The 25842-nt window shown below is 62.5% G+C and carries 30 protein-coding genes, 1 tRNA gene and 1 pseudogene; 12 read left to right on the top strand and 20 right to left on the bottom strand.

What is annotated here, in order from left to right:
• Positions 1-2: 2 nt before the first annotated feature.
• The 7 genes from G6P99_RS08810 to G6P99_RS08780 all read right to left on the bottom strand — a co-directional run bounded on the left by G6P99_RS08810 (position 3) and on the right by G6P99_RS08780 (position 6090).
• Entirely contained in the window at positions 3-356 is a 354-nt protein-coding gene (locus G6P99_RS08810) for a nuclear transport factor 2 family protein (protein WP_035977144.1), read from the bottom strand.
• Positions 357-452: 96 nt separating this feature from the next.
• Positions 453-923, bottom strand: a complete 471-nt coding sequence (locus G6P99_RS08805) for a MarR family winged helix-turn-helix transcriptional regulator (protein ID WP_029082004.1) — start codon at positions 921-923, stop codon at positions 453-455.
• 18 nt (positions 924-941) lie between these two features.
• Positions 942-2552: an acyl-CoA synthetase gene (locus G6P99_RS08800; RefSeq protein WP_029082003.1), complete on the bottom strand. Its 1611-nt coding sequence runs from the start codon at positions 2550-2552 to the stop codon at positions 942-944.
• Positions 2553-2710: 158 nt separating this feature from the next.
• The gene (locus tag G6P99_RS08795) at positions 2711-4231 is read right to left on the bottom strand and encodes an FAD-dependent oxidoreductase (RefSeq protein ID WP_165127804.1); all 1521 of its coding nucleotides are present in this window, start codon (positions 4229-4231) and stop codon (positions 2711-2713) included.
• Positions 4232-4311: 80 nt separating this feature from the next.
• A complete protein-coding gene (locus tag G6P99_RS08790; protein WP_029082001.1) occupies positions 4312-4779 on the bottom strand; it encodes a hypothetical protein in 468 nt (155 codons plus the stop codon).
• Positions 4780-4794: 15 nt separating this feature from the next.
• A complete protein-coding gene (locus G6P99_RS08785; protein WP_029082000.1) occupies positions 4795-5250 on the bottom strand; it encodes a GatB/YqeY domain-containing protein in 456 nt (151 codons plus the stop codon).
• A 138-nt stretch (positions 5251-5388) separates the two neighbouring features.
• The gene (locus G6P99_RS08780) at positions 5389-6090 is read right to left on the bottom strand and encodes an alpha/beta fold hydrolase (protein ID WP_029081999.1); all 702 of its coding nucleotides are present in this window, start codon (positions 6088-6090) and stop codon (positions 5389-5391) included.
• Positions 6091-6250: 160 nt separating this feature from the next.
• On the opposite strand from G6P99_RS08780, the gene carA reads away from it, so the two are divergent.
• The 5 genes from carA (at position 6251) to G6P99_RS08755 (ending at position 10542) form a co-directional block, all read left to right on the top strand.
• Complete coding sequence (gene carA, locus G6P99_RS08775) at positions 6251-7444, top strand: glutamine-hydrolyzing carbamoyl-phosphate synthase small subunit (RefSeq protein ID WP_165127802.1); 1194 nt, start codon at positions 6251-6253, stop codon at positions 7442-7444.
• Positions 7445-7593: 149 nt separating this feature from the next.
• A complete protein-coding gene (locus G6P99_RS08770) occupies positions 7594-8091 on the top strand; it encodes a PaaI family thioesterase (protein WP_029081997.1) in 498 nt (165 codons plus the stop codon).
• Positions 8092-8243: 152 nt separating this feature from the next.
• Positions 8244-9344, top strand: a complete 1101-nt coding sequence (locus G6P99_RS08765; protein WP_084518517.1) for a mandelate racemase/muconate lactonizing enzyme family protein — start codon at positions 8244-8246, stop codon at positions 9342-9344.
• A gap of 72 nt (positions 9345-9416) precedes the next feature.
• On the top strand, positions 9417-9938 hold the full coding sequence (locus G6P99_RS08760) for a cupin domain-containing protein (RefSeq protein WP_029081995.1): 522 nt from the start codon (positions 9417-9419) through the stop codon (positions 9936-9938).
• A gap of 343 nt (positions 9939-10281) precedes the next feature.
• On the top strand, positions 10282-10542 hold the full coding sequence (locus G6P99_RS08755; RefSeq protein ID WP_165127800.1) for a hypothetical protein: 261 nt from the start codon (positions 10282-10284) through the stop codon (positions 10540-10542).
• Between the two features lie 110 nt (positions 10543-10652).
• On the opposite strand, the gene G6P99_RS08750 is transcribed toward G6P99_RS08755, so the two are convergent.
• From G6P99_RS08750 to kdpF, 3 genes are all read right to left on the bottom strand, one after another.
• Positions 10653-11642 (bottom strand): PAS domain S-box protein, encoded by a 990-nt coding sequence (locus G6P99_RS08750; protein WP_165127798.1) that lies wholly within the window; start codon positions 11640-11642, stop codon positions 10653-10655.
• A gap of 321 nt (positions 11643-11963) precedes the next feature.
• Complete coding sequence (locus G6P99_RS08745; RefSeq protein WP_165127796.1) at positions 11964-12113, bottom strand: hypothetical protein; 150 nt, start codon at positions 12111-12113, stop codon at positions 11964-11966.
• A 606-nt stretch (positions 12114-12719) separates the two neighbouring features.
• A complete protein-coding gene (gene kdpF / locus G6P99_RS08740; protein WP_074274950.1) occupies positions 12720-12809 on the bottom strand; it encodes a K(+)-transporting ATPase subunit F in 90 nt (29 codons plus the stop codon).
• Between the two features lie 411 nt (positions 12810-13220).
• On the opposite strand from kdpF, the gene G6P99_RS08735 reads away from it, so the two are divergent.
• The 3 genes and pseudogenes from G6P99_RS08735 to tcmP all read left to right on the top strand — a co-directional run bounded on the left by G6P99_RS08735 (position 13221) and on the right by tcmP (position 15595).
• Positions 13221-13754: a hypothetical protein gene (locus G6P99_RS08735; RefSeq protein WP_165127794.1), complete on the top strand. Its 534-nt coding sequence runs from the start codon at positions 13221-13223 to the stop codon at positions 13752-13754.
• Positions 13755-13773: 19 nt separating this feature from the next.
• Positions 13774-14048 (top strand): annotated as a pseudogene (locus tag G6P99_RS08730) (SOS response-associated peptidase); the annotation flags it as partial.
• 458 nt (positions 14049-14506) lie between these two features.
• Positions 14507-15595: a three-Cys-motif partner protein TcmP gene (gene tcmP / locus G6P99_RS08725; RefSeq protein WP_246709473.1), complete on the top strand. Its 1089-nt coding sequence runs from the start codon at positions 14507-14509 to the stop codon at positions 15593-15595.
• Here tcmP and G6P99_RS08720 read toward each other — a convergent pair.
• From G6P99_RS08720 to G6P99_RS08685, 8 genes are all read right to left on the bottom strand, one after another.
• A complete protein-coding gene (locus G6P99_RS08720; protein ID WP_165127792.1) occupies positions 15553-16299 on the bottom strand; it encodes a DUF5131 family protein in 747 nt (248 codons plus the stop codon). The genes tcmP and G6P99_RS08720 overlap by 43 nt on opposite strands.
• A 981-nt stretch (positions 16300-17280) precedes the next feature.
• A complete protein-coding gene (locus G6P99_RS08715) occupies positions 17281-18423 on the bottom strand; it encodes a hypothetical protein (protein ID WP_165127790.1) in 1143 nt (380 codons plus the stop codon).
• 30 nt (positions 18424-18453) lie between these two features.
• Positions 18454-18804 (bottom strand): hypothetical protein, encoded by a 351-nt coding sequence (locus G6P99_RS08710; protein WP_165127788.1) that lies wholly within the window; start codon positions 18802-18804, stop codon positions 18454-18456.
• Complete coding sequence (locus G6P99_RS08705) at positions 18801-19109, bottom strand: hypothetical protein (RefSeq protein WP_165127786.1); 309 nt, start codon at positions 19107-19109, stop codon at positions 18801-18803. The genes G6P99_RS08710 and G6P99_RS08705 overlap by 4 nt, the downstream gene beginning before the upstream one ends.
• Positions 19110-19227: 118 nt before the next feature.
• Positions 19228-19920: a trypsin-like peptidase domain-containing protein gene (locus tag G6P99_RS08700; RefSeq protein WP_165127784.1), complete on the bottom strand. Its 693-nt coding sequence runs from the start codon at positions 19918-19920 to the stop codon at positions 19228-19230.
• Between the two features lie 4 nt (positions 19921-19924).
• Positions 19925-20845, bottom strand: a complete 921-nt coding sequence (locus tag G6P99_RS08695) for a hypothetical protein (protein WP_165127782.1) — start codon at positions 20843-20845, stop codon at positions 19925-19927.
• Between the two features lie 403 nt (positions 20846-21248).
• Positions 21249-21584 (bottom strand): hypothetical protein, encoded by a 336-nt coding sequence (locus G6P99_RS08690; RefSeq protein WP_165127780.1) that lies wholly within the window; start codon positions 21582-21584, stop codon positions 21249-21251.
• 28 nt (positions 21585-21612) lie between these two features.
• Complete coding sequence (locus G6P99_RS08685) at positions 21613-21978, bottom strand: Arc family DNA-binding protein (RefSeq protein WP_165127778.1); 366 nt, start codon at positions 21976-21978, stop codon at positions 21613-21615.
• 90 nt (positions 21979-22068) lie between these two features.
• Between G6P99_RS08685 and G6P99_RS08680 the strand changes: the two genes are divergently transcribed.
• Both G6P99_RS08680 and G6P99_RS08675 read left to right on the top strand, forming a co-directional pair.
• Positions 22069-22272 carry an Arc family DNA-binding protein gene (locus G6P99_RS08680; protein ID WP_165127776.1) on the top strand — a complete coding sequence of 68 codons (204 nt, stop codon included), beginning with the start codon at positions 22069-22071 and terminating at the stop codon, positions 22270-22272.
• Between the two features lie 9 nt (positions 22273-22281).
• The gene (locus G6P99_RS08675; RefSeq protein WP_165127774.1) at positions 22282-22494 is read left to right on the top strand and encodes a hypothetical protein; all 213 of its coding nucleotides are present in this window, start codon (positions 22282-22284) and stop codon (positions 22492-22494) included.
• Here the strand turns inward: G6P99_RS08675 and G6P99_RS08670 are convergent.
• Both G6P99_RS08670 and G6P99_RS08665 read right to left on the bottom strand, forming a co-directional pair.
• Positions 22467-23855 carry a hypothetical protein gene (locus tag G6P99_RS08670; RefSeq protein WP_165127772.1) on the bottom strand — a complete coding sequence of 463 codons (1389 nt, stop codon included), beginning with the start codon at positions 23853-23855 and terminating at the stop codon, positions 22467-22469. The two genes, G6P99_RS08675 and G6P99_RS08670, sit on opposite strands and share 28 nt — an antisense overlap.
• A gap of 274 nt (positions 23856-24129) precedes the next feature.
• Complete coding sequence (locus G6P99_RS08665; protein WP_029081994.1) at positions 24130-24657, bottom strand: Dps family protein; 528 nt, start codon at positions 24655-24657, stop codon at positions 24130-24132.
• Positions 24658-24780: 123 nt separating this feature from the next.
• Here G6P99_RS08665 and G6P99_RS08660 point away from each other — a divergent pair, with 123 nt between their 5' ends.
• Together G6P99_RS08660 and G6P99_RS08655 are read left to right on the top strand one after the other, a co-directional pair.
• The gene (locus G6P99_RS08660) at positions 24781-25470 is read left to right on the top strand and encodes a class I SAM-dependent methyltransferase (protein WP_165127770.1); all 690 of its coding nucleotides are present in this window, start codon (positions 24781-24783) and stop codon (positions 25468-25470) included.
• Between the two features lie 77 nt (positions 25471-25547).
• Positions 25548-25623 (top strand) — tRNA-OTHER (locus tag G6P99_RS08655).
• The last annotated feature ends 219 nt before the right edge of the window (positions 25624-25842 follow it).

Raw genomic sequence — 25842 nt, 5'->3', positions numbered from 1 at the left:
GGCTATTTTCCGTAGAACGCTTCGCTGCGCACCACACGGCCGGCATCGTCGAAGTCCATGAACTCGCTGGCGCGCGTGTCGCCCAATTGCCACCACACCGTCAGCCGCGCGATGGTGTCGTCCCAGCTCCAGTTCAGGATTTTGAGGTCTGCGCTCTCAATGCTTCCATAAGCCTGGCGCCAGTAGGCGCGGATGTTCTCTGCGCCGGCAACCACGGGGGAATCCGTCAATTTAAGCGCCAGGGGGCTGCGCATCTCGGCGTTTTCGGCGAAATGCGCGACGACGGCGTCGATATCGACCTTGCACCAGTTGGCGCACCACGCCTCGACAAAGCGTCCGACGGCTGCCCGGTCCATTGCCTGTTCGCCCACGCTCCCGCCCTCCTCCGCTGCTTCTGACGGAAGAGTGACACGGCGAGATCCTAACGTCAACTATGTTGACGTTAGGCGCGATCAGTTGCTGTCGGCGATGGCCTCCATCACGGCCATCCAGGCGGCGGCGCCGGACTGGCCGACACGATCGAACGCCTCGCGCATCACCTTGCGCTCGTAGCCCGATGCGCGCTGCTCGATGCGTTGTCCGGCCGGCGTCAGGCGCAGCAATTTGGAGCGATGCTGCTCCGCCGACCGTTTTGATGTCACGAGTTCACGCTGCAGCAACAGGCCGAGCGGCCGGTTCAAGGCCTGCTTGGAGATGCCGAGAATTTCGATCAGCGCGCCAATCGAGATGTCGGGTTGTCGCGCAACGACGTAGAGAATGCGGTGGTGGGGGCGCGACAGGCCAAGCGTGGCAAGATACTGGTCGGCCGACAGCGTCATCCCGCGCCAGCCGTAATACATCAGCTCCAGCGCGGCGTCCAAATCGTGGACCTTCTCGAGCGAGGCGCGATGCAAGCCCGCGGCGCGCGTGGCGGCTTTCTTCATTGGTCCCCCGAACCGAACTTAGCCCAGCGCCCGCAGCTCCCGCCGCAGCACCTTGCCGGTCGCCGTCATCGGCAGGCTGTCGGCGAACTGCACGAAGCGCGGGTATTCGTGGGCGGCGAGCTGGATCTTGACGAACTCCTGGATCTCGCGCGCCAGTGCGTCGCTCGGCGCGTAGCCCGGGCGAAGCACGATCCAGGCCTTGATCGATTCGGTGCGGATCGGATCGGGGATGCCGACCACGGCCGACATCGCAACCGCTGGATGCTTCATCAGCGTGTGCTCGATCTCGGACGGGCCGACGCGATAGCCGGCTGACGTGATCACGTCGTCCTCGCGGCTGACGTACCAGAAATAGCCGTCCTCATCCTGCACGCCGAGATCGCCGGTCAAAAGGAACTCGCCGGCATATTTCTTACGCGTCGCCTCCGGATTGCGCCAGTACTCGATCATGGTGCAGGGGCACGGCTGGCGGACGCCGATGATGCCGCGCTGTCCCCGCGGCATTTCCTCGCCCTTGTCGTTGACGATGCGGACGTCGAAGCCCGGCGTGGCGCGGCCCATCGAGCCCGGGCGGATCGGAAACAAATTGGAGTTGCTGCCGATCACGAGATTGCATTCGGTCTGGCCGAACACCTCGTGGGCATCGATGCCGAAGGTGTCGCGCACCCAGCCCAGCAATTCGCCGCCGAGCGACTCGCCGCCGGTGAAGATGCTGCGCAGCCTGACGCCGGAATTTTTCACATCGGCCTGCCGCATCAGCTTCAGCGCGGTCGGCGGCAGGAACACGTTGCGGATGCCGAGTTCGGCCATCATCTGCATCGCCGCCTGCGGCTCGAACTTGCGGGCGCGGTGACCGACCATCGGGATGCCATGGTACCAGAACGCGAACAGGCCGTTGATCAGGCCGCCAATCCAGGCCCAGTCGGCCGGCGTCCACATCAGATCACCCGGCTTGGGGAGAAAGTTGTGGCACATCTCGACATTGGGCAGATGGCCGAGCACGACGCGATGTGCATGCAGCGCGCCCTTCGGATTGCCCGTGGTGCCCGAGGTGTAGATGATCAACGCAGGATCGTCGGCCGACGTATCTACAGTGGCAAACTCGGGAGACGCCGACTTGATCGCGCCCCAGAAAGATTTTGTGCCCGCCGGCGTCGTTTCGCCGACGATGTAGACGCTCTTCAGGTCGGGCAGGCGATCGCGGATCTTTGCGATCTTCTGCCAGCCGGCCTCATCGGTGATGATGGCCTTGGCTGCCGAGTTCGAGAGCCGGAATTCCAGCGCATCCTCACCGAACAGCGCGAACAGCGGGATCGAGATCATCGCTGCGCGGAACGCCGCGAGATGCGCGACCGGCAATTCAAGCGATTGCGACAGGAACACTGCAACGCGGTCGCCACGCATCAGGCCGTCAGCGGTCAGCACGTTGGCGAAGCGGCGCGAGGCTTCCGCGACCTCGTCGAACGAGGTGCGCACGGTGCCGCCATCCTCGTCGACATAGAGCAGCGCGAGCCGGCCCGTGCCGTCGGCATGACGGTCGCAGCAGGCGGTCGCCATGTTGAAGCGCGCGGGAACGTCCCAGCGAAAGTTGCGATAGAGCTCGTCGTAGGTTTTGGCTTCCTGAAGCATGGCCGCAGACTAGAGCCTTTTCCGTTCCGATGGAATCGGAACGGGGCTCTAGATTCTTGTTTGACGCTTTTTCTTCACGCGAACCGGTATCCACTTCGCTCGAAAACGCTCCAGACCATTGCCGTCAGACCACAAACCCCTCCTTGAGGGGAACGCGGTCAGGCTGCCGCCCGCTCCATTGCGACCTCGACCTTGAGGCTTTCGAGGTCGCGATAGATCGACGCGACTGCGAGCACGCGCCCGCCGCGCTTGTAGCGGAGCACGCAATCCCTGCCGGCAATGCTGCCATCCACCGCGATCTCGTCCCACTGCTCGGCATGGCCGACATAGTTGATCGGCACGTCGTAATGCTGGCTCCAGAAGAACGGCACCGCGTCGAAGACCTCGCGGTGCCCAAGCATATTCCGCGCGGCGGTCTGGCCCTGGCGCTCAGCCACCACCCAGTGCTCGACCCGGATATTCTCGCCGCTGTGCCGATCGGGCCAGCGCGCGATATCGCCGGCCGCGTAGATGCCGGGAATGCTGGTCTCGAGATAGGCGTCCACTTTCACGCCGCGATCGATTGCGAGCCCAGCCCCTTCCGCCAGCGCCAGCCGCGGCTTCACGCCGACACCGACCACGACGAGATCGGCATCAAGCACGGGCCCGCTCTTCGGGCGGGCGCGCTTGCCGTCGATCGCGGTCACTGTGTCACCGAGGTGGAATACGACGCCATGTTCTTCGTGCAGCGCGCGGACGAAATCGCCCATGTCAGGCCCGAGCACGCGCTCCATCGGCCGCTGTTCCAGCCCGACCACGTGAACCTCGATCTCCCTCGCGCGCAACGAGGCCGCAACCTCGAGCCCGATGAAGCTTGCACCGATCACAACCGCGCGGCGTGCTCCGCTGGCCGAGGCGATGATCGCCCGGCAATCATCGACGGTGCGCAACACATGAACGTGGGGCTGGTCCGCGCCCGGGATCGGCAGCCGTACCGGCTCCGCGCCGGTCGCCAGCAGCAGCCGGTCATACTGAAGCGCTCCGCCGCCGGCGAGCGCGACATTGCGGCGGCCGGTGTCGATCGACTTGACCTCGGTCCTGAGTTTCAAATCGATCGCCGCGTCGGTATAGAAACTGTTCGGCTTCAGCGGCAGCCAGTCTTCCGGTGCGCTGCCGGCAAGGAAGTCCTTTGACAGGTTCGGCCGATCCACCGGCGGCTCGGCCTCGCCGCTCAGCATGACGATGCTGCCGCGATAATCCTGCCGTCGCAGCATCTCGGCAGCGGCAAACCCTGCCGCGCCTCCGCCGACAATCACGATCCTGCCGGGCGCATCGACCGGGCCCTTGACGCGGGGTTTCGGCTGCTCGCGCTTCTCCCGCACGATGATGCGATCGCCCTCTCGCTCGACCTTCCAGACGCCGAGCGCGTTCAGGGCGGGCGGGGCGGTCGCTTCACCGGTGCGAGCATCAAAACAGGCGTGATGCCAGGGGCAATGGACAGTCACGCCCTCCACCAGGCCTTCGGCGAGCGGGCCGTGGTAGTGGCTGCAATGAGCGTCGATGGCGAAGATATCCGCCCCCGAACGCACCAGCAGCACGTCCTCGTCGCCGACATGGCCGAGCAACATCGGGCCCGGGAATTCGGAGAGTGCCACGCCTTGTGTCAAATCCGGACCGGAAGGGGCTTGCTGATCAGCCATGGCCTATCTCCAGTTTATCCAGAACTTCACCCCGATGGCGCCGCTTTCACAGGGCATCGCCCCATTTCGGCAAACCGATATCAGCTTCCCTGCATATAGCGGACCGGGTTCTCCTTATCCGCCTTGAAGATATCGGCGGCCTCGGTGAACAGCGCCGCAACGGCAGACGCCTTCAGATCAACAAACGTCTCAAAGCTGAAATTGTTGCCGCCTGTCCGCAATGCGCCGAGCTGGCCGGCGTAACAGGACACCAGCGGCTTGCCGCCTCGGGTCACCGCGACATAGACGCTGATATAGTTCTTCTGCAGTGCCACCCCGATCACGGGCCACGCTGCCGTCTTGCCGGACTTGATCGCATAGTGAAACTGGCCGTAACCGATCATGCACATGCGCATGCCGGCCTCGCCGGCCGGCGAGCCCGCATGAAAGTGCCGCTTCAGCGCAGGCGCGGCCTTTCGAATCACCGCATGCAGTTGTTCGAGATCCGCGGTCCGGGCGGGATCAAAGGCGAGGTAGGCTTCCAGACTGTCCGCGGCGACACGAAACACCGGAAGCCTCCACTGCTAGCCCGCAAGCGCCGCCTTCACCAGGCCGCTGGCCTTGCCGAAATCCATCTGGCCGGCATACTTCGCCTTCAGCGCCCCGATCACCTTGCCCATGTCCTTGATCCCAGCGGCACCGGTCTCGGCGATGATGGCTGAGATCGCGGCCTTCACGTCGTCGTCGGACATCTGCTTCGGCAGATAGGCAGAGATCACGGCGATCTCCTCGCGCTCCTGGGCGGCGAGCTCGGCGCGGCCGCCCTTGTCGTAGAGCTCGACCGACTCCTGGCGCTGCTTGATCATCTTCTGCAGGACGCTCAGCAGGTCGGCATCGGACAGCGGCGGCTTGCCCTGCCCGCGCGCGTCGATGTCGGCGTTCTTGATGGTCGAATTGACCATGCGCAGCGTGGAGAGCTTGCGCTCGTCCTTCGCCTTCATCGCTTCCTTGACCGCAGTATTGATGTCGTCGCGCAGCATCTCGGTGTCCTTAAACCAGCAATCCCCACATGTAGGCAGTTTGGGACGACTGGACAACTCTTGTTTCGCCGCGTTTTCCTGGCGCGAACCGGCATCCACCCCGCATCAAGTGCGGGGCAGGCTTCGCTCGAAAACGCTTCAGTTCCTGAGCCATTCGACCAGCGCATCGGCGCAGGCCTGCGGCTGCTCCAGTTGCAGAAGATGACCGCAATTGGCGAGCACGACGAGCTTAGCCCCGGGAATCCCGTTGGCCATCTCGTCCGACAGCGCGTTCGGAACGGTGTTGTCGGTGTCCGATGTCAGCACCAGGGTCGGGCACTTGATCCAGGCCATGCTCGGCCGCGAATCCGGCCGGCCGAGCACCGCGTTTTGCTGGCGGATGAAGGCCTCGGCGCCGACATCCTCGCTCATGTCATTTACAATCTGGCGCAGGTTTGCGTCGCCCTGCCGCGATGGATGCACGAAGCCCGGATAGAGCTCGTCGACCACGCTCCGGTATTGGCCGCCCCTCGCCCGCTCGATCATGCCGCGGCGGCGTGCGGTTGCTTCCGGCGTGTCGGCGCGCGCCTGGGTGCTCATCAGCGCCAGTTTGGCGACCCGCTCCGGCGCCTGCCGCATGATCTCGAAGGCGATGTAACCGCCCATCGAGTGCCCGGCGAGCGCGAAGCGCGGCGGCGCCTCGGCCAGGATGCGGCGGGCGATCGCCCCCATATTGTCGTCCCTGACGTGGTTGGCGACCGTGACCGGCCCGAACCGCCACAGCGCCGGGATAACCGGGGCAAAAATCCGCGGCGAGCAGATGAGGCCCGGGACGAGCAGGATCGGCATCGTGTTGTCCATGCGGGGCTCCGGTCCGGGTCATTTTCGGCAAGCAAACGGCCGCTTGCGGGAACTTTAGATTAAAAGGCCGTTCCGGCCTGTCAAATCGACCGGGATTGCCGTGTGAATCCGCGCCGTTTCGCTTTGACGCCGCAGGGTGCGGCGACTATTTAAAGGGCTCATGACAACCCCTGAAAACGCTCCCGCCTGGCCGGACCATAAACCGACCGCGCTCCTTGTGCTCGCCGATGGCACCGTGCTGGAAGGTTTTGGCCTCGGCGCGGAAGGCCACGCCGTTGGCGAAGTCTGCTTCAACACCGCGATGACCGGCTATGAGGAGATCCTCACCGATCCGTCCTATGCCGGCCAGATCATCACCTTCACCTTCCCGCATATCGGCAATGTCGGTACCAACGAGGAAGATATCGAGACGGTGAACATGGCCGCGACGCCGGGTGCGCGCGGCGTGATCCTGCGCTCGGCGATCACGGATCCTTCAAACTACCGCGCAACCCGCCACCTCGACCAGTGGTTGAAGGCCCGCGGCATCATCGGCCTCTCTGGCATCGACACCCGCGCGCTGACCGCGCTGATCCGATCCAAGGGCATGCCCAATGCCGTGATCGCGCACGCCAGGAGCCGCGAGTTCGACCTGCACGGCCTGAAGGAAGAGGCCCGCGAATGGCCCGGCCTCGAGGGCATGGACCTGGTGCCGATGGTCACCTCCGGCCAGCGCTTCACCTGGGATGAGACTCCCTGGGTATGGGGCAAGGGTTTCGGCCAGCAGACCGCGCCGGAATTCAACGTGGTCGCGATCGACTACGGCATCAAGCGCAACATCCTGCGCCTGCTCGCCGGCGTCGGCTGCAAGGTGACCGTGGTGCCGGCGACGACCACAGCCGAGGACATCCTGGCGATGAAGCCGGACGGCGTGTTCCTGTCGAACGGCCCCGGCGATCCGGCCGCGACCGGCAAATATGCGGTACCGGTGATCCAGAAAGTGATCAATTCGGGCACACCGACCTTCGGCATCTGCCTCGGCCATCAGATGCTCGGCCTCGCCGTCGGCGCCAAGACCATGAAGATGCATCAGGGCCATCATGGCGCCAACCACCCGGTCAAGGACGAGACCACCGGCAAGGTCGAGATCACCTCGATGAACCACGGCTTTGCGGTGGACCAGGCGACGCTCCCGAAGGGCACGACCCAGACCCATATCTCGCTGTTCGACGGCTCCAATTGCGGCATCGCGCTCGACGGCAAGCCGGTATTCTCGGTGCAGTACCACCCCGAGGCCTCCCCCGGCCCGCGCGACTCGCACTATCTGTTCCAGCGGTTTGCCGATCTGATGCGGCAGAACAAGCGCGCGGCCTAGACGCGACCTGTCATTGCCGGGCTTGACCCGGCAATCCATCCCTTGAAGAAAGATGGATGCCCGGATCAAGTCCGGGCACGACGGACTGTCATGTGCTCCGAGCACCGACGAGCAACGCGCCTTCGCATCAAATCACGGGAAATGCCGACATGACCGACAGCGCCGCCCCGAAGCCCGAATACGGTGTCTCCTCGATGGAGGTGATGGCGTCGATGTCCGGGCTCGACTTCGTGCGCGGCATCTTCGCCCGCACCCTGCCGGAGCCGCCGATCATGGAGAATGTCGAGCCGTTCGACTGCACCGCCGAGGCCGGCCATGTCGTGATCCACAGCGTGCCGGGCCTGCGCCACTACAACCCGATCGGCTCGGTGCATGGCGGCTACGCCGCGATCCTGCTGGATTCCGCGATGGGGCTCGCGGTGCAGAGCACGCTGCCGAAGGGCTTTGGCTACACCACGCTGGAGTTCAAGATCTCCTTCGTCCGCGGCATGAGCCAGGACACCGGGACGATCCGCACCGAGGGCCAGGTGCTCAATGCCGGCCGCCGCGTCGCAACTGCTGAAGCACGCATTACCGACGACAGGGGCAAGCTGATCGCGCATGCCACGACAACCTGCCTGGTATTCGAACTTCCCAAGAATGGCTGAAGGCAATCGCGTCCTGGCATAAGTTCTTGGCGTAAGGTCTTGGCGCATTGGAGGCATGACGAACAGCGCTGGATTGGCGCCGGCGTTCTGTGATTGAGTTTCCGTCTCCGAGATCAGGCAAACCTGATCCGGCCAGAAAAGGGAAACGCCCGATGATGTCAGCCAGTTCAGACATGACCATCCGCGACATCCGCGTCACGATGCTGCGGCTGCCTTGGGCCGATGATCGCTGGCTGAAGGGCGCAGCGCTGGGCGAGACGCGCGACATTCTGATCTGCGAGGTCGAGACCGCGGGCGGCATCACCGGGATGGGCTATCTGTTCGTGTTCCGCCCGGCGATGAAGTCGATCGCGGCCTGTCTGGACGAGTGCATCATCCCGCGCGTCAAGGGCAAGGACGCCACCGCGATCGAGGCGATCTGGCGCGATCTGTGGACGGCGACGATGACCTATGGCCGCGGCGGCATCGCCGCGATGGCGATGTCGGCGCTCGACATTGCGCTGTGGGATGCGGTGGGGAAACGCGCCGGCCTGCCGCTGCACCGGCTGTGGGGGCATTATCGCTCAGAAATTCCGATCTACGGCTCCGGCTGCTTCCGCGGCGCGGGCGGCGACGGCATGATCGAGAAGGCGTTGCATTTCGTGAAGCAGGGCTACAAGGCGATCAAGATGCAGGTCGCGCATGTTCACACGCCCGCGCAAGACCTCGACAATGTGCGCCGCATGCGCGAGGCGCTCGGGCCCGACATCGACATCATGATCGATGTCAACATGGGCTGGAGCGCCGATGTCGCCATCGAGATGGGACGCAAGTTCGAAAAATACGATATCTACTGGCTCGAGGAGCCGGTGCCGGCGGACGATTTCGCCGGCTATCAGCGTATCGCGGCGGCGCTCGACATGCGCGTCGTCGGTGGCGAGACCCATTTCACGCGCTACGATCTGCGGCCGTTCTTCCTCAATCCCTGCCTGCCGATCCTGCAGCCCGACCCGATGCGTGGCGGCATGACGGACCTGCGCAAGATCGCAGCGCTCGCCGACACCTTCGGCATCACCATCGCGCCGCATCTGTTTCCCGAGCTCAATGTGCACCTGCTGGCCTCGATTCCGAACGGCATCTGGTGCGAGAACATGGCGCTGATCGACGACCTCTGGGTTGATCCGCCGGCGATTGCCAATGGCATGATCACGGCGCCGGAGCGGCCGGGGCACGGGCTCAGATTCAAGGACGAGGTCCTGAAGTTCAAGATCTAGCGGGAACGGTTTCCGGACCGACGGCTTGGTTTGTCCGGAGATCACGGTCCCTCGAAACGGCGGAGAGCCACCATGCCGGTCGTCAGGTCCGATGCCGAACCCCTGACCTTTGTCTTTCAGGACGACGGGCTGGTGCCGAACAATCCGATGCCGTTCCTGGTCTACAGGGGCGCGGTCGACGTCCGCAAAAATCCCGAGGCCACGATCGAGCAGCTGTTCGCCAGCAACGGCTGGGGCGCGATGTGGCGCAACGGCGTCTACGACTTCGCGCATTATCACGCCACCGTGCACGAGGTGCTCGGCGTCGCCCGCGGCAGCGCGCGCGTGCAATTCGGCGGCGCGCACGGGCAGGCGCTGGAGATCGCAGCCGGCGATGTCGCGATCCTGCCGGCCGGCACCGGACATCAATGCCTGGCCTCGAGCGACGATTTCAGCGTGGTCGGCGCCTATCCGCCGGGGCCACCGATGGATCTGCAACGGCCGACGCCGGAGAGCCATGCCAAGGCACTGAAGACGATCCCGCTGGTCGCGATCCCCGCGACCGATCCGGTGATGGGCAAGAGCGGGCCGCTGCTGCGGCTGTGGAAGCGGTAGCTCGCCGGGGACACTTACCCTCCCTTCTCCCCTTGTGGGAGAAGTCGTTTTCGGGTGACCTGCCAAACGCCTTGAATTTACGAGGTAATTTTTAGTTCGCCGTTTTCCATGTATCCCTGCGTGTATCCTAATGTGACACGGAGCGATGGCCGCTTAGACGCCTTTAGAAGCCCGCTGAGTGGCCTTCCAGCGCGCCGCGCCGATCGTCCTAACATGATGGGCGAACGGCCCCTATAGCCCGCGCTGCGCGGTCTTCCTGCCCCGTTGCGCCTGACGGTGCCAGTCGTCTGCTTGGGTCCATCGACAGGAGCGTGCATGATCGAGCAAATGCGGCGGGCGGAGAGTGCTGATGGCCAAGCAAGATAGCGGGCGGGTCGATGAGATTTACAAGAAGCTGGCCGGGCGCAACGCGCGTCCGGGCGAGTGGAAACCTGAGCGCCACGCCTTCGCGCAAAAGATCGTCCACATCGAGGACGCCTGCAAGTCGGTGCTGGAAGCCATCCGCAAGCTCGATGAAGCGCCGTTCGATGCCGACCTTGGGCAGATCGAGCGAGACCTGCGGCGGGAATTCAAGTTTTTGGAGACGCTGGAGGGCTACGATTGACGGGCTGCCGCTGTCGGCTCCGGCGCTCCGTTCTGTATCTTGCCGGTTGAAGCGAATAGCGCCATCGGTTTTATCGCGAGCCACCGCGAAGGGTCGAAGTCCGGCTGTCATCACACCGGGAGTTTAATTTCGCAGACAAGCCCGCCTTTGCGCCAGTCAAAGCGAACTTTCCCCTTACGCTGGACGATCATTTGTTCAATGATACGGCTGCCAAGCCCCTTTCGCGTAGGTTCCTGCGCGACTGGGCCACCAGTCTCCATCCAGCGCAGGCGCAATCGACCATCAGCCCCGTGTGACCATCCCAAGTGGACTTGGCCGTTTGGTGTGGACAAAGCGCCGTACTTCGCGGCGTTGGTCGCTAACTCGTGCAATGTGATCGCAACTGCTTGGGCCGTGTCTGGCTCCAACATGGTCTGCGGACCATCAATGAAAGTCCGTTCGCCGTTCTTCTCGGAATAGGGAGCTAATTCCTGTCTCGCAATCGCGGATAGCTCGGCACCGATCCAACGTGTTTCCGCGAAAAGCGAGCAAACATTTGCAAGTGCTTGGATGCGTCCGGCAATTATCTGTTTGAGACCTTCTGGCGAGTTTGACTGAGAAAGATTGACCGTGGCCAACGCGTTCGCAAGCAGGTTCTTGCTGCGATGCTCGGCTTCCCGTGCCAAGGTCACGATCAGCTCCTGATTTCTCTTCTGCTCGGTAATATCTCTGGCAATCTTTGACGCGCCGACAATTTTGTCGTTGGCATCCTTGACAGGAGACACCGTCAGCGAAACGACGATCAAGCTGCCGTGCTTGTGTTGCCGAACAGTCTCAAAATGGTCGATGCGTTCACCTCGTCGGATGCGCGTTAAAATCTCACGTTCTTCGCTTTGCCGATCCTGAGGTATCACAAGCGTAATTGGCTGACCAATCGCCTCGCTGGCAGAGTAGCCGAAGATGCGCTCAGCACCGCTATTCCAGCTTCTAATGATGCCATCGAGATTTTTGCTTACAATCGCGTCGTCGCTGAAGTCGATTATGGAAGCCAGCCAACGCAGCCGCTGCTCGCTTTCGCGAAGCGCCGCTTCGATCGCCTTCGGTTTGGACGAAATTCCCACTTGTTCTTCTGCCTCACACCGAACCCACCCCGCCGCTGGCCCGGCCTTTGAGACATCACTATAGCAACTCGTCCAGCGATGGGAATTCCGATGTCTTCAGGTCAGGCAGTTGCTGGGCCATCTACCAGCCCGCTTGAAGCGGGAGGCCAAGGTTACTGCAGGAACAGCGCTATGCCGATGATCACGAGCGGGCTTAGCCCGAATAGAACGATGCAAATTCTTCCAAGTAGGTCATTTCCCATGACACAACCCCTGCGTGGGAAATGAAGCCTACGCCCGTGGAACATGGCAAGCCAGCGCAATTTGTGCCAGAAGGCGGCCTCACTCTTTCGGGCAGTCGTCCATTATACCCGCAAGGACCAGCCACGCTTCCGCGTCGCGCCGAAGCCTCTTCTGGCGGTGCCCAATATTGCGCTCAGCTTGCGCGAGCTTCTCGGCTGCTTTTTCCCGGCATTCTGCTGCGGTGAACATGGCTCGATCAAATCAGACGGCGTGAGGCCCGTCTGAGCAAAACAGAACATGTTCGCTAATTTATGGTTCGCTCGCCTGCATGGTCCGCTCGACCTCATCAGCCAGCGCCCGGTGATGCGCGGCCAGCTTGGCGAACAGCTCTTTCTTGGTCGCCGACAACTTGCCGGTCGCCGGGTCCTTCCGGGCAGGTCACCCTCTGCGGGGACCGCGCGACCTCATTTGTCGAGGACATCTGGTTCGAGAAAATCCGTGGTTGCAGTTACAGGGGACGTGCATTGCACTCAACGTCCGCTGTGCGCTGATAGCGACGAACTTCCGCAGCGCAGCGAAATGACGCGATGGGCCAAAAGGCGACTTGCGAAATGAAGGACGGGCCAACCGAGGTGGCCTTACACGCGCCTGCTCAGGAACGAAAGGCATAGAGCGTGGCCGCCACCACTCCAACGCCCAACAAAAGCCACGCGCTAACTCGCGACCGCTTGTCGCTATCGCCCGTCAACCATTGGGCTGCGGCAAGTAGGAATGGGCCGAGCATCGCAATTTTTAGCGCCATACTTCTACGCTCCGAGCAGAGAGGAGACAACAGATGCCCGACCGAACGTTCGTTCAGAACCGCTCGGGATGCAGCAGCGCGAAAATCAGATAGCCCAGCAGGCCGAGGGCCACGAGCGCAGCGAGCGAATAATCAAAAACCATGGCTCAACCTTCTCATCTCTCTCCGATGGCGTGGGCGTACGCAATCGCAAGTGCGAAGAGGCCGAGCGCGATCCCAATCATAAGAACGTCCATCATGGGACATCCCTTGTGCGCTTGATTGTTGCTATTGTTTCGCGCGCTCTCGGGTGACATTTGCGCGGTAGAGCCTCGGCGCAACGATTACTATTTCACTGGTTGATGCCTGCCACTCCACGCATAGGTTTTCCAGATGGTCACGGAGGTAATGTTATAGAAATCGCATAAGGAACTGTCCCTCTAAAGGTGCAGCGAAGGAAGTCGGCTCAGGGTCATTCGCGGCCCGGTCGAACCAGCGGCAAGTTCGGCCATGTCGGCTTTGCCGCCGAAAGCGGAAGTGAGCTATCCTGTCGCGACACAGCAGGAACGGACACGATGACTGACGCCGTCCCCATTGATCGCCCGCCCGCCGCCAGGGCGGCGGTCTCTCAACCGCGATCCAGAAAGGCAGCGACCGTCAGCGCATCTGCACTGGCGCAGCACCTCGATTGCAGCCGGACCTACATCGGCAAGCTCGAAGCCGATGGCGTGATCCAGCGGCAAGGTGACGGCTTCCCGCTCGACGAGTGCCGCGTTGCCTATCTGCGATACTTGCGGCGCGAGCGACAGCAATCGCCGCGCTCGGCGGCTGATGCCGACTACGTCAGGGTCAAGACTGAGATGTTGCAGACGCGGCTGATGCAGAAGCGGCGCGAACTGGTACTCCAAAGCGATGTCGACGAGCTGACCGACCAGTTGTGCGGCGTGGTGCTGACGCACTTGTCCGGGATGGCGGCGCGCTGTGCACCGCGTGGCGATCTGGCGACCCGGCGCAATATCGAGCGCGTCGTGTTCGAGGTGCGCACCGAGATGGCCAAGGTCTGCCAGACGATGGCCGACAAGGCCGGTGAGCCGCCGATGGATGAGTAGGACTGACCGGCGCTTCAGAATGTGCAACCTCTACAGCATCACCACAAACCAAGCCGCGATCATCGCGCTATTCCGCGTCATCAACCGCTATGTCGGCAACCTCGCGCCGATGCCGGGCGTGTTTCCGGATTATCCAGCTCCGGTGGTGCGCAACACCGACACCGGGCGCGAGCTATCCGTGATGCGGTGGGGCATGCCGCCGCCGCCGCGTACCGGCGGGCCGCCGGTGACCAACATCCGCAACACGTCATCACCCCACTGGCGCGCGGCTGGCTCAAGCCCGAGCGCCGCTGCTCGCCAACGTCCGCTTGGAGCGCTGGGCTGCCTCGCTAATGAATGCAGTCATTTCCGCAAACCGGAGACCACGGCGATCGCAGTAATCAGAGCGGCTATCAGCATCCAATACTGAACGTGGACGCCCAAGACGCTGAATTCTTCAACAAGCGTATGCAAGGCTCTCAGACCGGACTGCCATCGTTGACCCCAAAGAAAGGTCCCAGCGGCAAGGGGACCCGGCACGGTCCTATGTGGGTTCACAAGCGGCCCATACCCATTAAATTCTGTTTTAGAGCGCCTGCCTCCAGGCGGCACGCGCCCGCCTGCATCGTCAGTCTGTTTTAGCCACGTCGACGCTTCGGTTGCTTGAAGAAGACGTGCCGCATTTGATGATTTGTGCGCGCTCTTTCGTTCACGTCGAGACCGGCCCGCGCCGTTGAACGACGACCGACCGCTCGCGGAGCGGGGAAGTGTGGATGCGCGCCCCGTGGGATGAGGCCAAGACACTGCAGCGACCGCTGCCGGACGATGCGCTACGGATCGTGATGCGCGGGGCCGACAAAGAAGACAAGTCGGTTCTCGCGCAATTCGGTCATATCTGCCCTTGCTCTCGCCTTCCAGTTGCGAAACTATCTGACTGGGAAAAGCTGGTGTGGGTGGCGATGGCTCAGAGCGACCATGAATTTGGCGGCATATCCACGGACCTTAAATTGTCTCTGGTCGGTGAGTATCTTCAGCAGTTTACCAAGGCGTTGCGCCCTCAATTCTCAAACCTTTGGTATGTCGACGCCTTCGCGGGCACCGGTGAGAGAACCGTTTTTTTTCCCGGTCGCGCCGCCGATATGCTGGGGCCTGAAGTCGATGCGCGAGTGGAGCGCCGAGCTGGATCCGCGAAAATTGCGATCGATGTCTCGCCAGCCTTCGACAGATTAGTATTCATGGACAAAAGGCCGAGACACGTCGCAGCGTTGAACGACTTGCGATCCGCAAACCCAACCCGAAACATCTCTGTCGTTCCGGGTGACGCCAACGCCGAAATCATGAACCTCTTGGAGGAGCAAAAAAGCTGGGCCGGGACACGAGCTGTGATGTTCCTCGATCCATACGGGATGTCGGTTGAATGGCGAACGTTGGAGGCGATCAGGAGGACGGAAGCAATCGACGTTTGGTATTTGGTTTCACTTTCTGGGCTGTTCCGTCAAGCAACGCGCGATGCTGAAGATTTGGACGCATCAAAACGCACTGCGCTTACCAGAATGATCGGCACGCCAGATTGGGAGAAGGACTGGTACGAGATGAGCCGACGTACCAATCTTTTCGGCGATACGGACGAACGCCTCGCACGCACAGCGGAGGTCGATGATATGGAAAAGTATTTCGGCGCGCGGCTGGCGGGGCTGTTTTCGTCTGTCCTGCCACCGCTGCGTCTGAATGATGACAGAGGCATTCCGCAGTTTGCGCTGTTCTTCGCTATTTCAAATCCCAGGCCCGCCGCTATCGGTCTGGCCTCGCGGATCGCGCATCACATTCTCAAGTCTGGCATCTCATCGAAGGTGCGTCCATGAAGCGAGCGACCAGTCGCTTTTTTGTTCTTTCCGCCCCACTGCTTGAAGAAAAACGCCGTCCGTGCCTTGCGGCATGCGGTCTCAATCTCCGCGACCCACTGCTCGTCCATCAACCGCGAACGCGGACCGCTCTCGCCGCCGACGATCGCCCACTGAATGCCCCGCAGATCAGCCCGAGCCACGGACCCGAGTAACGGCTCGAACGAAACAAATCTGACGGCAGCATCGACCTTGCGCAGATCATCAATGCGCCCGAGATAGTCCGCGCTCTCGACGCTGGTCCCGAGCCACACGTTCGGCAGCACCGGCAGCGATGCGGTGATCTTCGCCATCTGATCCGGTCGCTTCGTCAGAATTTGATAGGTGTGCTGCGGCGTTGCCTGCATCGCATCCCAGACGGCGGCGACGAACTTTGCTGAAACTGCTTCGTGAAACAGGTCCGACATCGAGTTCACAAAAATCCGGCGTGGCTTCTTCCAGCCTGCCGGGATGCCGAGCGCGTCGTGATCAAGCCTGACCTTGCCGGTCCAGACCGCCCGCTTGCCGCTCTTGCGGGTCAGCCCGCGATATTTCTTCATGCCCATGGCATCGAGCCGGGCCGCCATCCGCATCGCGTAGCAGTTCGTGCAGCCGGGAGATATCACGGTGCAACCTGCGACCGGGTTCCATGTCGCGTCGGTCCATTCGATCGAGGTGTCAGCCATGTGAAGTTCCCGTCAGAAAACAATCCCAAAGCATTTACCACACCGCCGCAGGTTGAAGGTTAACGCGAGGGCGGCGTTGCTCCTCGCGGGGTCGCCAGCCTATCCTCCGATCATGATCCAGCGGCGGGCGTCCCTCCGGCTTCATCGAACCGTGCCTGCCGTCGAGGGTGGCCCGGCCACCGTCCGGCCCTGACTGGGTTCATGAGATCAAGCACGATGGCTACCGGCTGATGGTGCGCCGGGATGGCCTGCGCATCCGCTGTTTCACGCGCGGCGGCCATGACTGGGCCGACCGTTTCCCGGCCATCGTTGAAGCCGCCAGCAAAATCCTGGCATCGTCCGTTCCTCATCGACGGCGAGGCTGTGATTACCCGCGACGATGGCACGCCGGACTTCCATGCGCTGCGGAGCAAGCGCCGGGGCCGGTCCCGGCCTTCATGGTTCTGACAGAATGGCGAACCCGACGTAGGCAAGTAAAGCCACGCTGAGAACGATAACAACAATCGCAGCCAGTTCGATGTTGGAAAGCCGTCTTGATGCCATGCGCCATGTTTGGCGGCGGTCGCGCGGCAGCGTTGATCTGGATCATGCCGTTCCGCATGGTCGCCGCCGCAGGAACCATCGCGCAACCTGCCAGCGGGCGTTGCCCGGTCCAAATTCGCGGCGTGTGTCGCGGCGGATCAGCAGGTGCCGCCAACTCGGCTTCGGGCCGACATCGCGTTTGAAGAGCACCGCCAGCGCGTGCATAGCGGGCCGCGCCGGGCCGGGAATGGCATGCGCGCTACCATCCCCGGCCCGTGATGCGACGGGATCGACACCGGCCAACCATTGGCCCCGTCGCACCGTCCGGAGCGCCGCCGGGCAGTGGCTCCGGCAACGCAGTTCGTGTAGTGGTGGCGGCGAGGACAGCCGCGACGACATCCCCGCCGCCCGTGCAGTGCCGGGAGGAGCAGGCAGCAAGCCCCGGCTGCACGATCGGTGTCATCGCTGTCGCCCTCCGGCGAGGTCCCAAGAGAGGCCGAAGCTGGTGCCTGACGGCTCTGCACGCGGAGCCGTGACCAACCGCAGAGAAAGCAACGCGAGCGGTGAGCAAGAACTGTCGTGCTCGCACGGCAAGCCCGCGCGCTGCGCCGCGTACACCAGTTCCGCAATGACGCGGTCCTGCGCCAGAATATCGCCAAGCGTCTCGGCCTCGCGCCTCTCGCGGTCGGCTGGCGACAGCGCGTTGCCGTCATCGGCTTCGGCGTCAATCTCGGCATCGAGCCGCTTGATCAGCGCATCGCGATGCAGCCAGCACAGCACCGCGATGACATCGATGCTTTCATGGAACGCGACCGCAGCCGGAGCCGTCGCGACGTTCAGCACCATCGCCTGCACCCGCTGCGTCGGCCAGATGATTTTTCCGTCTGCGTGCTCGATCATGTTGCTGATCACGGGCGCACCCTGCATCGCCGCCGCGTCGATCATTTCGCGCAGGCGAGCCTTGGCGAAGCTCGATGGGAACGCCGATGACCGGATGGTGTGCAGCGTGGCCCGCAGCTCGCGGCCCTTCCGCCGCTGCGCATCGATGGCATCCAGCAGCGCGCCAGTCGCAACCTTCGGCGCTTCGACCTCTTCCTCTGCGAGCTGACAATTGCCCGGCACCGCGAAGCGCAAGAAGTCCTCGCAGACAACCAGCGCGCCGCTCGCCGCTTGCCACGCCAACGTCCGCTGCTGTTGCAGCGCTTGCAACCGCGCGAGATTGTCGGTCATCATGTCGAGATGTTTTTGCGCAGCTACCACAAGCGGGTGGTCAGGCGCGAGGCCGTCGCCAAAATCTTGCGCGTGGTTGGTGCGCTTGCGCAGCGCATTCTCAGCATCGACACGCGCCATGCTCGCTTCGTGGACAGTCTCGAACGGCGGAATGACCGCGTGACTATCGCTGGCCCTCTGGCGCAGCATCCGCAACCGTTCGGCAGCGGAAGACGGCAAAGCGTCAAGCGGATCGAACTGCGGCAGGAGGTCAGGGCCAGTGGAAAACGTCGTCGGCGTGACGACCGTGGACAGCGATGCGGGTGGCAAGCCGCCGGTTTTGCCAGCCTCCATCACAAACTTTTGCCAACTGGGTTGCTCGCCTTGGGCCATGTGCGCCTCCATCGTCTCGATGGTCGCGGATCACATCCCAAACGCTGGGCCACGAATAGGGGTCAGCGACAGCGCGCGCCGGATTGTTCTTTCTGACGGCGGCGTCGTGTCCCTGACCTTCAAGACCGCCCAGAGCAGCCCGTCGAGGCGTCCAGCAATCCGTGGCGGACACGTCGCCTCGCTGCAATCACGTCGCCAGCCGCTGGTCCGGTATCGCAGCAGTGCGCTGTGGAGCCGCCTTGCAACGTCACGATCATACAGGCCGGGATAAAACCTCGCCGCCGCCTCGACCAGCAGCGCATCGCGTTCGTCCAGCAGCAGCCTCGTCTGCGGCGTGCGATGACCGGGACCGGATGCCAGCGGATGACGGTTCGGCTTCATGGCCTCGCATCCAAAAACCGACCGCCGGGCAGCAACTGCCGCAACACGCGCGTTGCCTCGCGCTCGATGTCGGCGGGCGGCAATTCGCGCCAGCATCGGTCGCAGAACACCGAAGTCGAGACCAGACCATCGATGTTAAGCGGCATCGCGAACAGGTAGCCACCGGCCCGCGCATCATCGCCAGCGAACAGCAGCTTGCAGCTAACGCAGGTCAGCTTGCGCGAGCCGCGACCAGCCCGCCAGTTTGCAAGCGCGTTCTTCAGCAACGGTTGATCTTCGAGCGCGATGTCGTCGGCGGCCACCATGTGCGTGAGCAGGTTGCTGCGACGGAACATTCGCATGTCACTGCGGCGAGCGTGGCGGTTCATGGCGCTGCTCCCTGACTTCGATCCTGCGCTGGTGCTTGTTCTCGGTGACTGTCCTTCACGCCTTGTCGAGCTTGCGCAGCAGCCATGGCGGCAGGCAGTCGATCAGGCTCGGGTTCATGTCGCCGTCGCCTGTCGAGACCAGTCCGATGACCCCACCGTTCTCATCGATGATCGGCGAGCCGGACATGCCGCCTATGATGTGGTTGCCCGCCTGATTGACGATCCGCAGAAACCTGCCGCCATTGCGCACCGTGCAGCGCTGCCACTCGCCATTGAGCGATAAAACGTAAGCGACCACCGATGCATCGGCATCGTGGCGTGTCCATTCCTCCAGCGCTGAAGCGAAAGCGGTCGGATCGGCATCGATCCCCGGAAGGGAGGGCGCGACAACATCGGGCAATTTGCCGATGATCATCGCCGCTGCGGTGAACGCTTCATAGTCCGCGAGTTCGTCGTACAGCTCTTGCCCGTCAGGTGCGGCGAACACCGCGACATCGTCGGCGAGGTTATCGAACGCCAGCTCGGCCCAGATCGTCTGCTTATTGCTGGCGAGAGGGCCGATGATGTTCGGATAGGCCAGCTCGGTTGGGCTGTTCGCCAGATGCGGTGACGGGTGATGCGGCAGGCAATGCGCGGCGGTGATGACGTAGCGTTCGTCGCCTGCGCTGACGATGAAGCCGCGACCATCACCCACCTGTACGACGGCGGCTTTGGCGGTTTTCAGGTTCTCGATTGCGTCGCCAGTCATTGCTTCATGCTCCAATGTTGCTGCGCAATGGTGCGGTTGCGCGCCATGGCGGCAGCGGTACGCCGTTGGCGATGATGCTTGCCACTCGTCGCAAGGTCATCGCTCGCAATTCACGGATGCTGATCGTGAAACGCCCGGTGCCGGAAAGCCGGGTTGACGCGCCGATCCGCGCCGGGTCACCCGCGCGCGGCCTCGATGGCGCAACAGCGTCGTTGTGACACCATTTCGTGGCAACCCCTACACACTTCGCGTGGGCTGCGCACGAATTAGTGCCAGCGGTGCCCTTTACTTTGCGATAGTAGGTCCGGCGGCTGATGCCGAGCGCCAGCCATGGCTTGGTTCGCTCTGCCGAATTCGAGTGTGGAACCGCACCTGCCTTGGCGCGGCGGGCGCTCTCGCGGTCAGCGGCGCGGTTCCTCCGCAATGCGGCACGCTTCGCCTTGTCGCAATCGATCGCGCCGATCGTGGTGATCCCGAGCGACATCCGGGTCGCATAGTCGAGCTGAAGCTGTTCAGCGAGTTTGTCGGCAGTAGGCATGCACGGCTCGGCGATGGCCTGTTCTGCCAGCACCTTCACGGCGTTGAGCGGCAGCGGCGTGAAGCGGCGGCCCCATGCGACGGCGGCGGCGAGTTGGGCGGCAGGCTTGCGATAGACGAAGGCGATGTGATTGGCGGCGATCGTCAGCCAGTTCCAGCCATCGTCGGCGGGAATTTCTGACGCACGACAAAGGGCTTCGAGGTCGTGCAACCGCACAACGGCGATGCGCCGTTGCGCGCTACAATTCTTGAGCGCCTTCTTGCCATAGCGGCGCTCAATCTCAGCGTGGCGGGCTGCGCGTTCGTCATCGTTGCGCGCCGGGCGTCCGGGCTTGAGGTGATCGGTGGGAGTAAATCGGGACTTGCCAAATGAATTGTGCGGGTGCATTTGCAGGGTCTCCTGCTGGACGCTTTGGACGGTGTTCGGGGAGTTCTAAATTTCGGTTCGATTGATCCGCTTTGCAGGCGGGCTGGTCGGTCGAAGCACAAGCAAACGCCGCTGCTCCCACCGGCAGCGGCGTTTTTCATGGTGGTCGCGACAGCGCGCAGCGATGCGAGCGCACGACGGCACGGCGCAGGTTGCGTTGGTTTTTCTGGCTGGCTGAGGTAGGGTTCATTCGAGCAAGACTTCATCGCCAAAGCTCCTTTGGCGTTATGATTTGCTTGCTCCACGAAGGCGGGACGCGAGAACGTCGCCGCCTTCAACTCATTCCAGCACCAGCGCTTGAAGATGTCGAGACCACATTTTTGCGGTCTTGATCGCTCTCGCGTAGCGATGTCACGGTCTTTGCTCAATGCGCGGTCCCGTGCTGTCTTTCGGCCATCGCCAGAACCTGCTCGGTCGTGGCCTCACCGCCTTCGCTGATTTCGAGGTCGGGCGCATTCAAGTACTTCCGCGCGACATCGTTTCCCCGGTCGTCCGAAGTAGGGCACGCCTCACACAATGGAACGATGGTGGAGGATCGCTTGTCCTCTATGCGGGCGATGCCTGATGCCTTGTGCGCCGTGGCGCAGACGTAGCACGCGACCGACAACCCATAGTTTTGGTCGCGCTCCAACAGGTGACCGTAGTCGATGAGGATCATGTCTCCGCGCTTTCTGGCTGCGCGTCTGTCGCGCCGGTTCATGGTTCATGCTCCTTCTGGTTGCTCGCGCTTATTTCTCGACGTTATACGGATCGCGACCGCTCAGCCGGTCATCATGCTCACGGACTAAACGTTCCAGTTTTTCGAGACGGTCGAACAGCTCGCCGGTCGATGTTTGAAGCTGCTCGACATCGTCGCCGTAGCTCAAGGCCCGTTCGAGCAAGGCGATCAGCTCCGAATTGATCGAGCGGCCATTTGCCTTCGCCAGCCGGGCGATCTTGTCGCGCATCTCGGGCGAGTAGCGCAGCACGAATTGCGGCGATCCTCGACCCGGTGGCTTGGCCGGTGCCGCGAGTTCCTTGCTCGCCTCCACCATGCGATCAAGCGAAGCGAGGTTTTGTTTGACGTGTCTCGGCAGGCTCTTCTTCTTTGCCATACGAACCTTCTTGCACGTGTTGCCATTGCCTTGACGCCATACTCGCACGGGTAATAGTATCGTGAGCGTCATCAGGGTCAAGGTGATATCATGCTTAAGAAGCGCCAATCAGCGCGGATGCTGGTCAGGCTTCCTAACCCGCAGAAGGAATGGCTCACGCGGGTGGCGGAGCACAACTGCACTTCGATCAATAGCGAGGTCATCCGCTGTGTCCGCGAGCGCATGGAGGGCGAGAGGGCCACCGCTTCACTGGCCAAGACCAAGCTGCGTGGCGTTGCTGCTGCTGCGGAATAGGGGTGCGCTTTGCAAGGCGATCAGCCGATCACTGAGGCGCGGATCAAGCAGGCGCTGGTGGCTGTTGCCTATGTCATCAGCGAATACGGTCGGACGGAATACGGGCCGCTGATGGAGCGGTTGGAGCGTGAGCTGCTGATGTACAGGGAGGCGCGAGACCCGATGTCGAGAGCGCGCGCCATCCTTGATGAGGATCAGGCGGCGCGAGAGAAGTCGATCTGAGACATCACCTCAAATTTTGCCTCGATTGAAAACCCACGGCCATAGTCCGGCGTCTTGCCGGTCATGCCGACATCGTGGCCCATCAGCGCGACCTTCATTTCGTCTTCGGCGCGGATCGCGCGCAACCGATCCTTGAAGGCGTGGCGCAGTCCATAGAGGCAGGTGCCTTCCTTGTTTTCATCGTCGCTGTCGGTGACCTTGACATCCGCAGGCAGCAGCGTCTTGATCCATCTGTTGATCTCTTTCGAAGCTGCGCTGGCATTGTCGCGGTACTGCGGCCAGCCGTCCGGGTTGCGCCGCATCGCCTCCAGCGCGACGCCGATCAAGGGGACATCACGCAGCGCGTTTCTGGATTTGAGCTGCCTGCCCACCGGCCTGATGCGAATGTGGGGAATGTTGTCCTTTGGCCCGACATGGATGAACGGCTTGCGCAGGTTGCAAATCTCGGAGAGCCGCGCACCCGTATCGATCAATACGTAGAGCAGGTCACGGTCGGTCGGCTTCATCCCATCGAGCGCGCCGGGCGCAAGGATCGTGTCCTTGACGAACGCGATGGAGAAGGCGTTGCGCTGGCCGTCATGGCGCGGGAACGGGTTCTGTGCCCACGCATCCTGATAGGTCAGCCGGTCGCGCTCGCAGATCGAGCGGATCATCTTGCGGATCACATCGATGTGCTTGCGCGGCCCATCGGTGCCGATCTGGTTGACCTGCACGTGGTCCGTGTACCAGTCCGTGAATTTGTTGGCATCGGCAACGGTGATGGCGAGAATGTCCTTGTCGCCGATCTGCGCGATCAGCAGCTCGACGGCTTTCTCGCGGTGTTTCCGGAACACGGCGATCTGCTTTTCGCTTTTGCCGAGCAGGCCGCCGGACTTGTTCGAGAACATGACTTTCGGCAGCTTCATGTACTGATCGACCAACTGGGAGAGCAGCACCGCAGACGCCCGCATGGTGCCGCCGAGCAGCGCGTCCTGATTGATCGGATCGTCGATGCCGACCTTGATCAGCTTTTCGACGCGATTGAGCAGCACGTCAATTCGAGGATCGTTCGCCACCTCCTGATGCGTGGCGTAGGCAAAGCCGAGCTGCTGCGCGCGCTTCACGCCGAGCCGGTAGCGCCTGCGCGCGTCGGCATTGCGGCCAGCGACGAGGTCGCGCCAGTAGGCTTCGGTCTCGTTGTTGATGATGGCGACGGCCTTGGCGGCAGCGATGGCATTCGGGTCGTTCTCGACCTTGATCTTGGTCGCCGCCTTGACGAAGCGCTTGTGCGCCTTGTCGAGTTCAGCCATGTGGAGCGGGACGCGGCGGCGGTAGTGCCACCAGCCGTTCTGATCGATGAGGTAGGGAGTTGTCTGGGGCAATGGCTGGTCTCTCGGTTGGGTCCAGTCGTGTATACCCTGATGTATCCCGATTATCCAGTTACCGTGGCACGTAAGCTGTTGAAAATTCGTTAAAATATTGAATTTGCTGGATATTACCGTGAGGCCGGATTTTCCCCTTGTGGGAGAAGGTGGCTCGCATCGGCAGATGCGAGCCGGATGAGGGGTCTGTATCCGCGGATAGAGACCCCTCACCCGGCTTCATCTCGCTCCGCTCGATTGCGCCACCCTCTCCCACAAGGGGAGAGGGTGAATTCTACGCCGCGTTGCTGCCTTCCTGGCGGCTTGCCTCGAACAGGAACCAGGTGCGCCGCTCGGTTTCGTCGATGAAGGTTTCGAGCAGGCCGGCGGTGCCGGAATCCTCGTGGTCGTCGGCGATCTTGTGCGCCTTGCGCATCGCTACCGCCATGTGCTTGTTGTCCTCCATCAACTCGCGCAGCATCTCGCGCGGCGGCACATAATCCTCGTCATTGTCCTTGACCGTCTGGTGCCTGGCGATGTCGCCGATCGACCTCAACGTCGCGCCGCCGAGCTTGCGTACCCGCTCGGCGAGCTGGTCGGTGGTGGCGAAGATCGCGTCCGACTGCTCGTCCAGCAACAAATGGTAATCATGGAAATGCCGGCCGCTGACGTGCCAGTGGAAATTCTTGGTCTTGAGGTAAAGCGCGAAGGCGTCCGCCAGCAGCGTGTTGAGCGAGGCCGAAATCGTGTCCACCGCAGCCTGCGGCAGGTCGCTCGGCGTCTCGAGATCGGGCGAGATCTTGTCAGTCTTGGCTTTGCTCACGTTGGACCTTCCTGTTAGGAACCGGTACTTCGGCGCATTGAACATTGGCCGCCGGACCGCTAACGCATCATCAGCCCACCCGTTCCTGGGGCCAGGAACCCGTTCTGCCGGATACCAAACGCGATGGATGAATGGATCGATTATTACGATTCCACGCATACGATCTATGCAAGCCGACTGCACCGCGACCTGCATTTCCAGGTCATCGCAAACGACATCGTCGGCTACATCACCTCACCCGACGCGGTGGTGCTGGACTATGCCTGCGGCGAGGCGCTGTCGGCGACCAAGGTCGCCAACGCCTGCGCCCGGCTCTATCTGGCGGAGCCGGCGCCCGGCGTCCGCGGGCGCCTGGTCGCGCGTTTCGCGCACGACACCAGGATCCGCGTTCGCTCGCTCGATGATCTGAAGAACATGGAAGCGGATTCGATCGACCTCGTGGTGATGAACTCGGTGGCGCAATACATGACGCCGCAGGAGCTCGACAACGCATTCGACGTGATCCACCGCCTGCTGAAACCGACGGGCCGCTTCGCGCTCGGCGACATCCTGCGGCCTGAGGTCGGCATGCCCACGGACGTCGTGGCGCTGCTGCGCTTCGCGGCGACCCACGGCTTCCTGCGCGATGCTTTGATCGGGCTAGCTTCAACCGCACTGTCTGATTACCGGCAGTTGCGCACCAAGATCGGGCTGCAGCGCTACCGCGAGGACGAGATGATCGCGAAGCTCGGCGCCGCGGGGTTCAGCGCAACGCGCGCGCCGCGCAACATCGGACACAATCCGTGGCGGATGACGTTCGTGGCGCACCACTGATCAAGGGTTGCACAAAATATTAACCTTAACCAAAGGTAAACGTGGCCGACCCTGAAATAATCGGCAATGATCCTCTCGGCCCGGTGGCGGAAGCGTCGACGCGGCAGTGGTGCAACACTGTTTATCCTGGTTCAAATCCAGGCCGGGCCTCCACGCTTCGCCCTGACGGGCTACGCGTGGCGCAGCCACGCTGGACCGGCGGGGCAAAGCCGGGCCTCGGCAAGCCCTCCTCGCATCCCGAGCCTTCCCAACCGCCCCCATCCAATGAGGAATTTCCCCCAGAATCGCGGTTGATTGGGCGTTTTTGGGGGTTTCGCGGGTGCGGAAACTGGTCTAAAGACCACCCGCGCGCGAGGGATCGCGCTTCCTGCG

This window comes from Bradyrhizobium sp. 6(2017) (assembly GCF_011058295.2).
Lineage (GTDB): Bacteria > Pseudomonadota > Alphaproteobacteria > Rhizobiales > Xanthobacteraceae > Bradyrhizobium > Bradyrhizobium septentrionale.
Note: the sequence above shows the minus strand (reverse complement) of the source record. Positions and strands in the feature narration are given on the sequence as shown.